The sequence below is a fragment of the Variovorax sp. P4_D9 genome, from assembly GCF_056401695.1.
This window is the reverse complement of the sequence record NZ_JBFUIU010001304.1, coordinates 1-1,764: the sequence shown is the minus strand read 5'-3', so window position 1 is coordinate 1,764 and position 1,764 is coordinate 1. Positions and strand designations below refer to the sequence as shown.

General features: G+C 63.3%; 3 protein-coding genes and 1 pseudogene. All 4 read left to right on the top strand.

Features of this window, described 5'->3' with window-relative positions; translation table 11 throughout:
• On the top strand, positions 1 to 208 hold a 208-nt coding region (locus AC1DY5_RS54255; protein WP_478122461.1), incomplete at its 5' end, for a 3-hydroxyacyl-CoA dehydrogenase family protein.
• 3 nt (positions 209 to 211) lie between these two features.
• A complete protein-coding gene (locus tag AC1DY5_RS54250; RefSeq protein WP_478122460.1) occupies positions 212 to 865 on the top strand; it encodes a 3-hydroxyacyl-CoA dehydrogenase family protein in 654 nt (217 codons plus the stop codon).
• A gap of 22 nt (positions 866 to 887) precedes the next feature.
• Positions 888 to 1,637, top strand: coding sequence for an electron transfer flavoprotein subunit beta/FixA family protein (locus AC1DY5_RS54245; RefSeq protein WP_478122462.1), 750 nt, complete (start codon positions 888 to 890; stop codon positions 1,635 to 1,637).
• 2 nt (positions 1,638 to 1,639) lie between these two features.
• Positions 1,640 to 1,764: pseudogene (locus AC1DY5_RS54240) on the top strand (electron transfer flavoprotein subunit alpha/FixB family protein); the annotation flags it as partial.

Here is a 1,764-nt window from a genome sequence, read left to right as displayed (position 1 = left end):
GAGCTATGCGATGGGCCCCATGGAATTGCTGGACCTGATCGGCATGGACACGCAGAAATTGTTGTGCGAGGCGATGCACGGCATCACCAACGAGCCGCGCGCAGCATGCCCGCCGTTGGTCAAACGCATGATGGCCGCAGGCTGGTTGGGCAAGAAAAGCGGCCGCGGTTTCCACCGGTATGCAGACAGCAAGATGTACGGAGCTTGAGACATGACGACCTACCGCATCATTCAATCGGGTGATAGCCGCTCGTTTCCGGCAACCCATGCGTTCATCGAGCAGGCGGATGCAAAGGGCGCTGCCCGCGTCTTCGTCGGGGAGGGCGCCGGGGCAGCATTTGGAGCCGCGGGCGAACTGGCGGCTTGCCCATTCGTCGCGATCGAGCTGGGAACTGAATGCCTGGGCGTCCACACCAGCGAGAGCCGGGGCCAGGAAGGCTCCAACGTCGTGGGATTTGCGCGCTTCCGACTGGGCCGGGCAGATCCGACCGCGCTCGTGGAGTTGGTGCGCCAGCCACAGACGCGCGACTCGGCCATCGCCGCCGCCAAGGCGGCCTTCGAGGCGGCGGGCCTGAAGGTGGCAGTGTGCGGAGACTTTCCGGGTCGCATCGTCGATCGCCTGATTCGCCCCTACCTGAATGCGGCCTTGCGCCGCCTCGATGAGAAGCTGGCGAGCGCCGAGGACATGGACAAGACCCTCTGCCTGGGCCTGGGCTATCCGGAAGGCCCGATCTCGCTGCTCGAGCGCACGGGCCTGGCCGAGCACTACCAGGTGACACAGGCGCTGCATCAGGCGCTGGGTCAGGAACCATATGCGCCGGCGCGCCGTGCGCAGGTCGCAATGGCGCGCGAAGGGCGCGCTTGAAAACAGGATTGATTGAATGTCGCTGAAGATTCTTGTTCCCGTGAAGCGGGTCGTCGACTACAACGTCAAGGTTCACGTCAAGTCTGATGGCACGGACGTTGACATCGCCAACGTCAAGATGAGCATGAACCCCTTCGACGAGATCGCCGTCGAAGAGGCAGTGCGGTTGAAGGAAAGGGGCGTCGCCACGGAAATCATCGCCGTGTCCTGCGGCGATGCGAAGTGCCAGGAGACGCTGCGCGCGGCGATGGCCATCGGGGCCGATCGCGGCATCCTGGTCGAGACGACTGAAGAGCTTCAGCCGCTGGCGGTTGCCAAGCTGCTCAAGGCCTTGGTCGAGAAGGAACAACCTCAACTCATCATCCTCGGCAAGCAAGCCATCGATGACGATGCCAACCAGACCGGCCAGATGCTGGCGGCGCTGGCCGACCTTCCGCAGGCCACCTTTGCCTCGAAGGTCGAGATCGACGGTGACAAGGTCAAGGTCACGCGTGAAGTCGACGGTGGCCTGGAAACCATCTCGCTCTCGCTTCCSGCGGTGATCACCACCGACCTGCGCCTGAACGAGCCGCGCTAYGTGACTCTGCCGAACATCATGAAGGCCAAGAAGAAGCAGCTCGACAYSGTGAAGCCGGAGGATCTCGGCGTGGACATCAAGCCGCGTCTGAAGACCTTGAAAGTGTCTGAACCGCCGAAGCGCGGCGCCGGCATCAAGGTGCCTGACGTTGCCACGCTGGTGGACAAGCTCAAGAACGAAGCGAAGGTGATCTGATCATGACCGTACTTGTTATTGCCGAACACGACCACGCCACGCTGAAGCCGGCGACCCTCAACACCGTGACCGCGGGCATTGCCTGCGCCAGCGGCGACGTCCACGTGCTGGTGGCCGGAGCCAACGC